We start from the raw sequence: 12,979 nt of genomic DNA on the forward strand, positions 1-12,979 counted from the left end.
TACCCGGGAGGACGAGACTACGGCGGCCGGGCAGGGGTTGGCGAGCCTTTAATGCCGGCCGCGGTAACGGCTACGCACGGTCCTGTTCCATGGCCCGCGCCTTGATGAAGTCACGGTCCTGCACGGAGAGCTCGAGCTCTCCATGCTGATCCCGGTCACCGCTGCCGGAGAGCTGATGGACGACATTGGTCACGGTCCGGGGAAGCAACTGGACGCCGGGGTGCTCCCGAAACCACTGCCGCGTGCCCGGATCCAGTTCGTGCCACCATTCTTCAATCGGTCTCTGACCCATGATGATTCTCCTACCTCACTGCAGGAATTCCGGCCGCGGTGGCCGCTGCCAGCGTACGGTGAATGACCCTGCCGGACAATAGCCACTATCCGCCGGCCCCGACATGTACAGCTGCCGGCAATAAGGGCACAAGAACGGCCCTTTTCCATTGGCGGGGGTAGTCATCCGTCCTGTCAGTGGTGCTGTCTTGGATCCGGAGGAATGCCCCTCCATGCTTTGGTACTGGGACCGATGACCGCGGCACAGACCACTTCAATGGTTATCCCTGTGCTTGATTTTCAGCCATATCTGCACCAAATCTGCGCCGAGCGCCCTTATCGCCGATAACGACGCATATGTTGGTTGGGCCTCTGCCGCGAGCTGGCTTGTGTAGCGTCTAAGGAGCAGAAGCCGGAGTTATAGCAAACTTCGGCCTCTGCCTGGTGTCTCACTTCTTGTTCTTGTAACCGGCTTCTTCTACACAGTGGCAGTATTCAGGCCCCCTGTTCCTCGTCTGATACCTGGAAGCGACCCGAGAGGCTGAGCGCTGGCGCGACAAAGACAATGCGGCCCGCCTTGTTGAAGACCTGCCGGCAGCGGCCTCCTTCAGCGCCGTCGGTCTCCCGGGTTCTTGCAGTAGGCGCGTGACTCGTCCACGACCCTCTGCCCGGCGAATCACCGGGCCGCACCCGGGTTCGGCACTTTGCCCAGGCGCGGCGGCGTGATTGGCTACGCTGACGCCGTCGGAGCGATCCCCTGGTCGGCCAATGCGGCCATGCCCTCGAGCATCGCCGCTGTCAGGGCATCCTGCAATTCCTTGAACTTCGGCTCCCCGGTCACGTTGTTGAGCTCTTCCCGGTCCGTGACATGGTCATACAGCTCACTGATGTCCGTGCCGAAGTACCGGGTGAGCCGCCCCCCCTTGGTCAGCACGGAGCGGGTCCGGACGGGCCCGGGCAGGCCGGGCAGTCCGAAGGGCTGGTCCTCCTCGATGATGAGGGCGTCCCGCACCGAGGCCTCTTCTCCCTCCAGGAGCGGCACCAGTGAAACCCCTTGGATGCCGCGGTAGTGCCGGGTACCGGTCAGTTCCAGCAGCGTCGGGGCCAGGTCGGCGGTGGATACCAGTGCGTCGCTGGTGCCTGCGGGCTTGCCTGGGACCTTGATGGTCAGCGGCACATTGGTCACGGCGCGGTAGTGGCTGAAGTGCTTGAGCATCAGGCCGTGGTCGCCGAACAGGTCCCCGTGGTCACTGGTGAAGATGATGATGGTGTCCTCGGCCAGCCTGTTTTCCTCGAGCGCGGCCAGGATGCGGCCGATTTGCTCGTCCATCAGGGTGATCAGCCCGTACTGAGCGGCCAGCGCCTGGCGGAACTGGGTCTCGTCGGCGGCGAAGGTCATGGTCGGGTCTTCGTTGGGTTCGCCGCGGTGCTCGAACATGTGCTGGATGTGCGGCGGTGACTTGGCGTGGTCCTGCCAGAAGCCGATGGGCATCTGGACCTCATCCGGCGAGTACAGGTCTGCATAGCCATCCGGTGGGGAGAACGGGTGGTGCGGATCAGGGAAGGAGACGAACATGAAGAACGGGTCCTCCGCGCTGGCGAACTCCGCCAGGTGTTCCACGGCGCGTTCCCCCACGTAGCTGCTCGGATGCAGTTCGGCGGGGATGGCGCTCTGATAGACCTGGTCCCAGCTGTCCAGGCGCCGCGTGGCGTTGGCGGCGCCGCCGACGGCCAGCGGGTCCAGGCCTCGTTCGCGGGCCCAGTGCACGTAGTGCCCGCCCGGCCGGTCGCCGTGGCCGATTACCAGGTCCACGTGCCGGTAGCCGTAGTAGTCCTCAGGCAGCGGGATGAACCGCTCGTTGTGTGCCTGGCTGTCCTCCCACTTGTCCCAGCCGGCCGGACGCAGGCGGGTGCGAGCGTCGGCGGCCTGCGGGTCCAGCAGCAGCGGGTTCGTGGCCTGGATTTCAGCGCGCTGGACCGGTTCAAAGTCCCAGCCCATGTTCTGGTGGTGCAGCTTGCCCACGGCGGTGGTCAGATAGCCGCCGCAGGAGAGGGCCTTGACCATGTTGCCGGCGTCCGGGTCCATGGTGATGCCGTTGCACCGGGTGCCGTGCGCCGAGGGCCAGCGGCCGGTCAGCAGGCTGGCCCGGTTGGGCATGCAGGTCGGGTTGGTGACCGTGGCCTCCGTAAAGACCATGCTCCCGGCGGCGAGCCTGTCCAGGTTGGGGGTGCGCACTACCGTGTTGCCGGCGAAGCCGAGGTGGTCGGCCCGCAGCTGGTCGGCGATGAAGACCAGGACGTTCGGGCGCTTGACTGTTCCGGTCATGCCGGTTTCCGGATCATGGACAGCACGGTGGTGCGCTGTTCGGCGAATTCGGGCAGGGATCGGGTGCTGATCTGGTCACGGGGGGCGGGCAGGTCGACGTCAACGACGTCGAGTACCCGGGCCGGTTTGGACCCGAGCACCACGACGCGGTCGGAGAGGTAGACGGCCTCGTCGATGTCGTGGGTGACCACCAGGATGGTCATGCCGAAGTCTTCGCGGATCTTCAGGCACAGGTCTTCCAGTTCGAAGCGGGTCTGGGCGTCCACGGAGGCGAAGGGCTCGTCCATGATCAGGATTTCCGGGCGGTAGGCCAGCGCGCGGGCGATCGCCACGCGCTGCTGCATGCCGCCGGAGAGCTGCCAGGGGTACTGGTTCGCGGCATGGGCCAGGCCGACGGCCTCCAGGGCGGTGTCGATGCGCTGGTTCATTTCCTGCCCGGGCAGGTGCAGGTGGCGCAGCGGCAGGCGTACGTTCTTGCGCACGGTCAGCCAGGGCATCAGCGAGCGGCTGTAGTCCTGGAATACCAGCGCCATTTCCGGCGGCGGCCCGGCAATGGTGCGCCCGTCGATGGCCGCGGTGCCGGAGGTCGCCGGCTGCAGGCCGGCCAGGCACTTGAGCAGTGTGGTCTTACCGACGCCGGAGGGGCCGACGATGCAGACCACCTCGTCGGTGTTGACCGTGAAGGTCAGGTCCTCGATCACGCACTTGGCGTTGGCGCCGCTGCCGTAGGTCTTGGACAGGGCGGTGACTTCCAGCCGCGGCGGTGTTCCGCCGCTGGCTGGGCTGCTGTTGGTGATGTTGGCAGTGTCGATGGCGGGGTTGGTATCGGTGGTGTTCACAGGTGTCCTCCTACGCGTCCGTGCGGGCCTGGGGATGGCGATGGGGTGGGCGGTGGTCATGATTTCGCCAGCCGCCGGGAGCCGACGTACCAGGCCAGGATTTTGTTCTTGGCGACTTCGAAGAACATGTTGGCGCCGAAACCGATGACGCCCAGCAGCAGGATCCCGGCCCACATGTCCGAGGTCATGAAGCTTTGCTGGGCCAGCAGTGTCATGGCGCCGATGCCTTGGGAAGAACCGAGCATTTCGGAGGCGATCATGACGATGAACGCGACTTGGAGGCTCACCTGCATGCCGGAGGCGATCTGCGGCCCGGCCGCCGGCAGGTAGACCTGGGCCAGTTTCTCGCCGCGGGTCAGCCGGTAGACGGCGCTGACGTCCTTCAGCGACGGATCGACGCTGCGGATGCCGTCCACGGTGGCGATCAGGGTCGGGAACAGCGCCGCGAGCGTGATGCTGACCAGGCGCATTTCGATGCCGAAGCCGATCAGCGAGATGAAGATCGGCACCAGGGCCACCGGCGGGATGCCTCGGAAGAAGTGGATCAGCGGATCCAGCGCCCAGCGCACCACCGGGACCAGGGCAGTGACGAAGCCCAGCGCGACACCGATGACGGTGGCCAGGGCATAGCCGATGACCAGGTTGCGCAGGCTCAGCATCACGTCCGAGCCGAAGTGGTCGAACAGCCACAGTGCCTGGAAGCGATCCAGGATGGTGCCCAGCGGCGGGAAGAAGGTGTTGGTCGAGTTCTGCGAGGCGGCCCACCAGGCGGCCACCAGCAGCAGGGGCGTGCCGATGCCGAGGCCCCAGTTGATCAGTTTGCGGTTCATGCCGGAAGCACCTCACGGTAGGACGCGTGCCAGTGGAGCAGGCGGCGCTCGGCCAGCCGGCTGGCGCCTTGGAAGGCCAGGCCGAGCAAGCCGAGCACGACGACGTAGGCGTACAGGGTGGGATAGTTGCCGCCGGCCTGGGCCTGGTAAATGCTGCTGCCCAGACCGGGGCCGCCGCCCAGCAGCCCGGCCACCACGGTGATGACCAGGGCGCCCGGGGCGGCTACCCGCATGGCGGTGCCGATGAACGGCATGGCCGAGGGCAGGGTGACCCGGGCCAGGATTTCGGTCCGGCCCAGCCCGTAGGAGCGGGCCGTGTCCAGGGTGACCGGGTCGGCGTCGTGCACGCCGGCCACCGTCTGCACGATGATCGGCAGCACGCAGCCAAAGAACACCAGGAACCAGGACATCTGCGTGGTCGGGCCGAAGATCAGCACCACCAGCGGCAGGATGACGATAGGCGGGATCGGCTTGAGGAATTCCAGGACTGCGAGCGTGGCGTACCGGAACGGCTCGAAGCTGCCGATCAGCACGCCCAGGAGAACACCGGCCACCGCCGCCGCGGCCAGTCCGGCCAGCGCGATCACCAGCGTGTCGGCCAGCGAGGTCCAGAATGTGCCGGCGGCGAGCAGCCCGGCCAGTTCGGTCAGGGTCGCCGAGACCGGTGGCAGCGGGCCGCCGGCCATCGGTCCGGTGGCCATGAACTGCCACAGGGCCAGGGCGGCGGCGATACCGCCGGCACTCACCAGCAGCTGCCTCAGGTTTCTGTTCATGGGTTCAGCTCCAAACGCGTCGGGAGGACACTACTGCCCGCTGAAGATCAGGCCCGCGTCCAAGGGCACTTCCTGGGGCAGGAAACCCAGTTCCACCAGCTGCTTGTTGACCCGCTGGATGTCTTCCAGCCGGACCTCGGTGGGCCAGTAGGTCTCGGCGCCGGCCTTGACGGTTTCCAGCGGCACGCCGGTGATCTCGGCGCCCACTTCCTGGGCTTCTTCAACGTGGTTGTTGGCGTAGTCGTTGGCCTTGTTGATGGCACGGGCGAACGCGGCCATCTGCTCCGGCTTCTCCTCGGCGGCCTTCGCCCCGGCCACCCAGAGGCCCACCGCGCCCTGCTCGAAGAATTCGATGCCGGGAGACGCCAGGCGCTCGTGTCCCTTGCCTTCGGCCTGTGCGGTAAACGGGGAAATCAGTGTGGCGGCGTCGACGCGCTGGGAGTCCAGGGACTGCAGGGCCGAGGACGGGTCGAGCACCATCCAGTTGACCTTGGCCGGGTCGCCGCCAGCGTTCTTGACGGCGTTGGCGACGGTGACCTCCATCTGCGCCTTGCGGGCGGGGACGGAGACGGACTTGCCTTCCAGGTCCTTCGGGCTGGTGATGCTGCTGCCCTTGGGAATGAACAGGCCGGTGTCGTCGACCTTGCCGAGGTCCTTGTTCTGCAGCGCGCCGTCGGCGTAGCCGTCGGCCGCGGCGACGACTTTGAGCGGCACGTTCTGGCTCAACGCGTTCAGCATCGGGATCGACGGCGAATAGGTCAGGTCCAGCTGTCCGCTCTGTGCGGCGGCGACACCGGCGGGCGGGTTGGCCACGACGGTGGTTTCGACGTTGATGCCCTCTTCCTTGAAGTAGCCCCTGTCGGTGGCCATTTGGATCGCGGCGTCGGAGCCGATGCCGACGGTGCCCACCTTCAGCGTCGAGGGGTCTCCCGCCGCTGCCGGCCCCTCGGACCCGGAACTGCTGCCGCAGCCGGCGAGGACGAGGGAGGCCGCCACGGCCAGGGCGGGGACAAGTTTCTTCATTCCCATGGTTTTCCTTCGGTTCTTCCAACTCGGTTGTTCAGGTGGGGTGAATCAGAGTGCGGGGGTCCCGTTCAGGCCCGCGGACACCCAGCCGGGTTCGTGGACAACGGAGCCTGCCGCGATGGTCCACGCGATCTGGCGTTCGGCCAGCTCGTCGATGTCGGCCGGCCAGGCGCCGTCGAGCACGCAGATGTCCGCGGTCATCCCCGGCGCCAGCTGCCCCTTGAAGGATTCGGCGTTGTCCTGCCAGGCCGGCAGCGAGGTCATGGCCTGCAGCGCCTGGAGGGACGTGATGCGTTCGGGGTCATCAGGACGTCCCGGCGAGTGCACGGTGGCGCGGGTGACGGCAGCGGCCACCGTGCGCCGCCAGTCGGTGTCGGTGACCGGGGAGTCCGAGGCGATGTTCAGCTTCACGCCGGCCTTCAGCGCCGAGTTCAGTGGCTGGTGGCGGTCGTATCGCTCCGGTCCCAGCAGGCGCTTGATCAGGTCGCCGGCGGCGGCGCGGATAGCCGGGTTGGTGCTGTAGCCGATCTGGTGGGCCGCGAGCCGGTGCAGGGATTCGTTGCTGCTGAACGCGCCGTGGATGATGTAGTGCCGGCCCTGGCGCCCGTCCGCGGACTGGGCCGCGATGATCGCGTCGACGGCCGCTTCCGTTGCGGCGTCGCCGGTGGCATGGATGCCTGCCTGCAGGCCCGCCGCGTGGACGAGCCGGACGATCTCGTTCAGCTCGGCGGTGCGGTCTGCGTCGGTGGAACCGGCGACCACCATGGAGCCGTGGCTGCACTGCTCGCCGTAAGGCTCGCTCATCCACGCCGTGCCGCTGCGGGGCGTGCCGTCGGCGAAGACCTTGACGCCGGCGATGCGCAGCAGCTGCGGGTCGATCCCCTGCTGCCTGTAGAGGTGCTGCAATCCGGAGGCCAGTCCGTTGCCGACCGTTTCGGCGGAGATGCCTCCGGTGCCGGCGAACAGCAGGAGCGCGCTGATGCGCACGGTGAGATCACCATCGAGGGCCATCGCGCCGAGCACTTCCAGGGCATCGGTGGTGCACGCGCCGCCGAGCAGCGCCTTGCCGCCGGGGCCGAGCCCCGGTTCGGTGAGCGAGGTGATGCCTTGGGCGTGCAGCAGGCGCTGGAACTTCAGGGCGGCCGAGCGCAGGTCTTCGCGTGGAACCGGAGGCAGCGCTGCGGTGATCATCTCCATTGCGGCGTCCACGAACAGTCCGCTGGGTTCGCCGCCGGCGGTGCGCCCGATCACGCCGCCGGCCGGAACGGCAGGTGCCCGGCCGATACCGGCGGCCTGCATGGCCCTCCGGTTGGCCAGCAACTGGTGGCCGGTCTGGTCGAAGACGACCACCGGGGCGTCCTGCCGCAGCTCCAGCAGCGCTTCGGCCCCTCCCGGCCCGAGGACGACCTCGTCCCAGCCGTGTGCACGGATCCAGCCGTCGCGGCCGGGAGCAGCGGCAGCAAGGATGCCGGCCACCCCCTGCCAGCTGGAGGCGGCCGAGGCGGCGACATCCAGGTAGCCGAACCTGGTCATCGCCGAGGCGATGAAGTGCAGGTGGGCATCATTGATACCCGGCAGCACGGCACCGCCTTCGGCGTCGAGGACCCGGGTACCCGGGCCGACCAGGGCCAGGACGTCCTGCCCGGCGACGGCCAGAACCGCGCCGCCGGACACCGCGACATTCACACTCCCGGATGTCTCCGGCAGTGTGCCGTTGATGATGACCAGTTCGGCTGCTTTCCGTTCGCCCAGGCTCATGGACGGGCCCTCCTGATGTGACGTGGCTTACTGACTTGCATCAGTATGTCGCATGACTTGGTCACTTGACCATCTTTTTCTGTAAAATTTTTGTGAAGCGTTCTTCTGCCCCCTCCTCCGCCGCGAAAATCCGGCTCCGAAGGGACCGCAGGAACCACCCTTAGGATGGGTGCATAACCGGAGGTAGATGCATGGCCCGAGTACCCACTGCCGAGCGCAGGCTGCAGTTTGTCCGGTCGGCCGCCCGGGTGATTGCCCAGGACGGGCTGGCCGCCGCCACCACGCGGCGGATCGCCGCCGAGGCCGACGCACCCCTGGCCTCGCTGCACTACTGCTTCCGGAGCAAGGACGAACTGCTCCAGGAGGTCTATTACTTCCTCAGCAGGGACTACGCCCAGTCCCTGCCGCCGATGGTCGCGGCAGACGCCGGCCTCGACACGGTCGTCCGTGCGCACGCCAGACGGATCTGGGAACGCATGCTCGCCGAACCGCACGAGCAGGTGACCACGTTCGAACTGCTCCTGCGCCGGTTCCGCGTCGGCGCCGACGAGGAGCCGCAGGCGCTGGCGATGAACCGGTCCATGTACGAGGGCTGGATTCGCTCGACCTGTGAGCTCTTCGAATCCGCGGCCCGCAATGCCGGAGAGGAAGTGCCGGACAATCTGGAACTGGGCGCCCGGCTCTTCATTGCCGGCATCGACGGGATCAGCATGCAGCACCTCGCCGACCCGGACCCGGAACGTTCCGCCGCGCTGGTAGACGGGCTGGCCGCCGCCGTTGCCGGAACCCTTACCGACGCCGGGAAGAGCCGGAAAGCGGCCGCCCGCTGACCGCCACGGTCAGGCCGCGGTGCGGAAGCCGCAGTTGCTGCTGGCTGAATCCGGCCCGTTGGAACTGCGGGCGGCCACCCGGTAGCGGTTGCAGTAGGAGTCGTGACACAGGAAGGATCCCCCGCGCATGACCCGTCCGCGGCCGATGGTGGGCCCCTGCGGGTTCTCCGCCGGGGCCGTGCGGTAGTACTTGGGCAGGAACCAGTCGCTGCACCATTCCCAGACATTGCCGCTGACTTCATACAGGCCGAAACCGTTCGGCGGGAAGCTGCGCACCGGAGCCGTAGCCAGGAACCCGTCCTCGGCCGTGTTGATCCGGGGAAAGTCGCCCTGCCAGATATTGCACAGAGGCTCCCCCGCGGGCCCGTACAGTTCGTCTCCCCAGGCGAAACGTTTGCCCTCCAGTCCCCCGCGGGCCGCGTATTCCCACTCGGCCTCGGTGGGCAGGCGCCGGCCGGCCCATCGGCAGTAGGCTTCGGCGTCGTTCCACGACACCTGGACCACCGGATGGTCCGGGATCTCCTCCCAGCTCGAGAGCGGACCGGCCGGGTGGGCCCAGTCCGCGCCGCGGACGCTCAGCCACCACGGCGCCGCCGGAACCCGCCCGAGGATGTCCTGCGGCGCGGCCTGCACCTGCAGATGGAAGACAGCTGAGGAGCCGTAGACCTCGGACTCCGTGCGGTAGCCGGTGGCCTCGACGAAGGCGGCGAACTGGACGTTGGTTACTGTCGCAGCATCGATCCGGAAGGCAGCCACCACGGCGTTGTGCACCGGGGCCTCGCCGTCATCCGGATAGCCTTCCCCGAAGTGATCACCCATACGGAAGCGCCCCGCAGGCAACAGCACGTCATCGTGCACAGCTGCCGGTGCCCCGGATCCGGCATCGGCAGGCAGCGCGTCCGGCCGCCGCCCGCCTGATTCAGTTCCGGGACGGGACGGTATCCCACAACATGACGACATCCATCCTCCTTACATTCTCCGAACGCAGACGTCAACCCCTGGTTCCGCCGATTCCGACGCCCGGAACCACGGGTACCGAGGGCGCCGCGCTGCCGGTGCAGGAACGGGCCGGGTCGACGCTCCGATCGCCTCCCCTGCAGCCGGCCGGGCACCTGCTTCCATCGGATCAGCGTGTGGAAGGGCCGCTGAGGTCCTGGTCAACTATGTGCGGATGGCCTCCAGCAGTTGCCGGAATGCGTTAAGCCGGCGGGGAGCGGTCGATGGGTCGCGGGAGGTGTCGATTCCGGCTTCGCGGATCGCGCCGACGAGGAGTGCCGCGATGGCTTCTACGTCGAGTTGTGGTGATACTTCCCCGGACTCCTGTGCGTGAAGCAGCCCCGCAATCATGGCATCGAGGGTACGCTGCGACCCTGTCCCGCGGTGTTGCATGCCGACGAGCTGGGGGCCTGAGACGTTATAGAAGAGACCGAGCTCGCGTTGAGAAGAGAGTTCGAGCATGGCCCGGGGGTACGCGCAGAGCCGGTCGATCCATTCGCTGTGCCGGGCGGCGTCCCGTTCGGCTGCCTGGATCAGGTCCCGGCCGACTGTCTGGTACGCCTCGGCGATGAGATCGGTTCTGCCGCCGGGAAAGTGCGCATACAGGGTTGCCCGTGAAGCCCCTGCCCTTGTCGTGATGCGCTCGATGGTAGCGGCCCCGAGTCCCCCTGCGCTGATGATGCCGATGACGGCCCGCACCAGGTCCTGGCGGGTGCGCAGCTGCTGGCGTTGCCGCAGCGAGACCGGAGGACCTTCCGGTCCAGCCCCGTCCCCGGTCTCACCGCTGACCGGCGAGCTGCCAGGTAATGACGGAAAGGTAGTGTTCATGCCCGTCCCGCCAGGCTGTGTGTCTCGGCGACGAGTGCTGAATCGAGGGCGTCGATGACCCGGTCGAGTTCGTCCTTCTCGATGACCAGGGGCGGGCGGATCTTCAGCACGTTTTCGTGGGGTCCGATGCGGCTTATCAGGATGTGTTCGCGCAGGAGCGCCTCGACGATGCGTTTGGCCAGGGCGCCATCGGGTTGTCCGTGGTCATCGATCAGGGCCAGGCCGAAGAACAGGCCCCGGCCCTTCGCGGCGGCCACGTGCCGGTGACCGGCAACAAGTGCGCCGAGGCGTTCTGCGACGTGGCGTCCGAGATCACCGGTGCGCGCGATGAGGTCCCGGTCCGTGATCTCCTTCAGGACGGCGTGGCCGGCTGCCGCCGCGGCAGGGGTGCCGGCGAAGGTGTTGAAGTACAGGTTCGCGCTGCTGAAGTCCTGGAGGATCGTCTTGGTGGTGACGACACCCCCAAGAGGGTATCCGTTGCCCAGCGGTTTGCCGAGCGTGACCAGGTCAGGCCTGATACCGGTGGCCTGGTGGCCCCACCAGACATCACCGAGACGGCCGAGGCCGACCTGGACCTCGTCGGAGATGACGAGGCCGCCGGCGGCCTGGACGCGTTGAACGAGCCCGGCAAGATACTCCTCGGGCAGTCGCGGGAGGCCTTCGGTGGTGAAGGCCGGTTCGATCAGCAGCGCGGCCAGGCCGTGCCCGTGCTGTTCGAGGGAGGCGATCGCCGCGTCGATCTGTGCGAACGCCGCCGCCAGCAGGGCGTCGGGGTCTGCGGGTCCGGAATCGTCGAGGTCGGGGATCCTGATGGCGCGTACGTGGTCTCCGAACGGTTCGGAGACCGGCAGCCCGGTCGTGAGCGAGGCCAGTGCGATCGTATTGCCGTGGTAGCTGTGGTCGGTGACGATGATGCCGCTGCGGCCCGTGCGGTGTCGCGCTATGCGCAGTGCCAGTTCATTCGCTTCGGATCCGCTGTTGGTGAAGTAGACGCGGTCCAGGGGCGCGTCGAACGTGGCGAGCAGTTGTTCGGCGTAATCGACGACCGGCTCGCTCAGGTAGCGGGTGTGGACGTTGTAGGTACGCATCTGTGCGCATACGGCATCGGCAACGCGGGGATTGGCGTGCCCCACCTGGGGCACGTTGTTGTAGGCATCGAGGTAGCGGTGGCCGTCGGCGTCGGTCAGCCATGCGCCTTCGCCGGCGACGAAGTGCTTGGGCCGGTCGTAGAAGAGCGGTGAGTAGGGTCCGATAGTCTCCGCCCGCCTCGCGAGCAGCCGTTCGTCACGGTCAGGCAAGGGTTCCACCTCCGGGGTGGTGGGGTTGTTGTTGAATTCGCGGCACAGGTCCAGGACGACCGGCAGGACCTCGGCGCGCAGGAACGCGCTGGTGTCCACCTCCGGACGGTCAGCGGCCCATCCCAAATAGGTGAGGCCACGGGCGAGGATCAAAGCATCGAGCGCTGCACGGGCCTGCTCCGGGACGGCCACGTGCCGTTCGTAGGCCCCCAGCAGGGCGTTCCGGTACTCCCTCGCCCGAGGATGGCGGTGGTACCAGAACAGAACGGTCGCGAGGTCGAAAAGCCACCACCCCTCACCGAAGTCATCGAAATCGATCAACGTGAGGCGCCCCTGCGCGGTGAGGACGTTCTCGGGGGTGAAATCCGCATGGATAACGCCGTACACGTCGGGACCGGTACCAAGTTCCGTGAGTGTTGCCCGGATTCGGCCCAGGGCCTCCTCGATGACCGCCCGGTCAGCTTCCGTCTCCGCCAGTCCGCGAGGGTCGCCCCACAAGGGTGCCTGCCCCGCCAGCCCGTCGGCATTCCACGCCTGGCGGGAGTAGCCCGGGATAAGCCCCAACCGGCGGGAAGTGATGTGGAGGCGGGCGCAGAGTTCACCCAGTTGCCCGAAAGCCTCCGCCTCCGGACTGTCCTGCCCCCGCCAGGCGTCTCCGGCGTCCCCCAGCGGGGCTGAGTCTTCTACCCACCGCTGGACATCCACATGATGCCCAAGGCCGTGCCCGTCACGAACTACAGAGAACAACTCACCGTCGAGCGACGGAACCACGTCGGGGACGGAAAGCCCCGCGTCGCGCATGGCAACCATGTACGCGTTCTCGGTGTGCACCTCGGCGTCGGTGCGGTGCCCGTGCCGGTGCATGCGCAGTGCATAGGAGCCCTGGTCATCGGATACCCGGAAGACCACGTTCTCCCGGTGCTTCACAAACTCAATTGCCGCATCGGCCCCGATCCCAAAGGACGGCAAGGCGGCCCGGGCGATGGACAGAGCGGCCTCGCGGGACAAATTCGTCATGGTGATCCTTTCAATAATGCCCCTAATGGGCCGAGTTTTGCTTCTGAAATCAATACTGACATCGCGGGTCGGTTATCGAAATAGCGTTCTGATTTTTAGACTCGTGTTCTGAAAAACAGACCGCTATTCCCATGACCTGAATCACACCGGTACATTCGCTGCACGGGCCCAACAGGACCGGCACGGAA

General features: G+C 67.0%; 11 protein-coding genes. 1 reads left to right on the forward strand and 10 read right to left on the reverse strand.

Annotation, left to right across the window (positions count from 1 at the left end; translation table 11 throughout):
• Window positions 1-70 precede the first annotated feature (70 nt).
• The 7 genes from OC550_RS15870 to OC550_RS15900 form a co-directional block, all read right to left on the reverse strand.
• Complete coding sequence (locus tag OC550_RS15870) at window positions 71-292, reverse strand: hypothetical protein (protein ID WP_262106883.1); 222 nt, start codon at window positions 290-292, stop codon at window positions 71-73.
• Window positions 293-1,000: 708 nt separating this feature from the next.
• Window positions 1,001-2,596 (reverse strand): sulfatase, encoded by a 1,596-nt coding sequence (locus OC550_RS15875; RefSeq protein ID WP_262106884.1) that lies wholly within the window; start codon window positions 2,594-2,596, stop codon window positions 1,001-1,003.
• Window positions 2,593-3,393: an ABC transporter ATP-binding protein gene (locus OC550_RS15880; RefSeq protein WP_262107184.1), complete on the reverse strand. Its 801-nt coding sequence runs from the start codon at window positions 3,391-3,393 to the stop codon at window positions 2,593-2,595. The genes OC550_RS15875 and OC550_RS15880 overlap by 4 nt, the downstream gene beginning before the upstream one ends.
• A 98-nt stretch (window positions 3,394-3,491) precedes the next feature.
• Complete coding sequence (locus OC550_RS15885; protein ID WP_262106885.1) at window positions 3,492-4,265, reverse strand: ABC transporter permease; 774 nt, start codon at window positions 4,263-4,265, stop codon at window positions 3,492-3,494.
• Complete coding sequence (locus tag OC550_RS15890) at window positions 4,262-5,038, reverse strand: ABC transporter permease (RefSeq protein WP_262106886.1); 777 nt, start codon at window positions 5,036-5,038, stop codon at window positions 4,262-4,264. The genes OC550_RS15885 and OC550_RS15890 overlap by 4 nt, the downstream gene beginning before the upstream one ends.
• Window positions 5,039-5,068: 30 nt before the next feature.
• A complete protein-coding gene (locus OC550_RS15895; RefSeq protein ID WP_262106887.1) occupies window positions 5,069-6,061 on the reverse strand; it encodes an ABC transporter substrate-binding protein in 993 nt (330 codons plus the stop codon).
• Between the two features lie 51 nt (window positions 6,062-6,112).
• On the reverse strand, window positions 6,113-7,822 hold the full coding sequence (locus OC550_RS15900; protein ID WP_262106888.1) for an amidohydrolase: 1,710 nt from the start codon (window positions 7,820-7,822) through the stop codon (window positions 6,113-6,115).
• 191 nt (window positions 7,823-8,013) lie between these two features.
• On the opposite strand from OC550_RS15900, the gene OC550_RS15905 reads away from it, so the two are divergent.
• The gene (locus OC550_RS15905; RefSeq protein ID WP_262106889.1) at window positions 8,014-8,652 is read left to right on the forward strand and encodes a TetR/AcrR family transcriptional regulator; all 639 of its coding nucleotides are present in this window, start codon (window positions 8,014-8,016) and stop codon (window positions 8,650-8,652) included.
• A gap of 9 nt (window positions 8,653-8,661) precedes the next feature.
• On the opposite strand, the gene OC550_RS15910 is transcribed toward OC550_RS15905, so the two are convergent.
• The 3 genes from OC550_RS15910 to OC550_RS15920 all read right to left on the reverse strand — a co-directional run bounded on the left by OC550_RS15910 (window position 8,662) and on the right by OC550_RS15920 (window position 12,791).
• Window positions 8,662-9,546 carry a formylglycine-generating enzyme family protein gene (locus OC550_RS15910; RefSeq protein ID WP_262107185.1) on the reverse strand — a complete coding sequence of 295 codons (885 nt, stop codon included), beginning with the start codon at window positions 9,544-9,546 and terminating at the stop codon, window positions 8,662-8,664.
• 267 nt (window positions 9,547-9,813) lie between these two features.
• Window positions 9,814-10,476, reverse strand: coding sequence for a TetR/AcrR family transcriptional regulator (locus OC550_RS15915; protein WP_262106890.1), 663 nt, complete (start codon window positions 10,474-10,476; stop codon window positions 9,814-9,816).
• Window positions 10,473-12,791 carry an aminotransferase class III-fold pyridoxal phosphate-dependent enzyme gene (locus OC550_RS15920; RefSeq protein ID WP_262106891.1) on the reverse strand — a complete coding sequence of 773 codons (2,319 nt, stop codon included), beginning with the start codon at window positions 12,789-12,791 and terminating at the stop codon, window positions 10,473-10,475. The genes OC550_RS15915 and OC550_RS15920 overlap by 4 nt, the downstream gene beginning before the upstream one ends.
• Between the last annotated feature and the right edge of the window lie 188 nt (window positions 12,792-12,979).

This window comes from Arthrobacter sp. Marseille-P9274, assembly GCF_946892675.1.
Taxonomy (GTDB): domain Bacteria; phylum Actinomycetota; class Actinomycetes; order Actinomycetales; family Micrococcaceae; genus Crystallibacter.